Consider the following 457-nt stretch of genomic DNA (forward strand, 5'->3'; position numbering starts at 1 on the left):
ATCTGTCTGCGATTCAGGACCTCTTTAACAATGAGATTGTAGCTTGGCAGATCTCGGAGCGAAACGACGTAAACCTCGTCATGGATACGGTTGAACAGTGGACGCGGAAAAGAGACGTGTCTGAGGCCGTGCTCCATTCGGACCAAGGCTTTCAGTACACGTCTCAGGCGTACAACACACGATTAGAGGCATTCGGCGTCAAGGGCAGCCACTCTCGCAAAGCAACCTGCCTGGATAACGCCTGCATCGAATCCTTCTTTTCGCATCTGAAGACAGAAAAGTTGTACCTTCACCAGTGTAAGTCAGAAGCAGAGATTCATCAAGCAGTTGAGGAGTATATCTACTTTTACAATTACCAACGTTTTCAGGCGAAACTGAAACAGCGCGCGCCGATTGAGTATCGACACGCGCTGGCTGCTTAGTTTTTTCTTCTGTCTACTTGACAGGGGTATGACCA

Annotated in this window: 1 protein-coding gene; it reads left to right on the forward strand. The window is 48.8% G+C overall.

Features of this window, described 5'->3' with window-relative positions; translation table 11 throughout:
- Positions 1–422: IS3 family transposase (locus C162_RS32195; RefSeq protein WP_036701915.1), on the forward strand; the 422-nt coding region annotated here is incomplete at its 5' end.
- Between the last annotated feature and the right edge of the window lie 35 nt (positions 423–457).

It is taken from the genome of Paenibacillus sp. FSL R7-269 (assembly GCF_000517865.1).
GTDB lineage: Bacteria > Bacillota > Bacilli > Paenibacillales > Paenibacillaceae > Paenibacillus_AQ.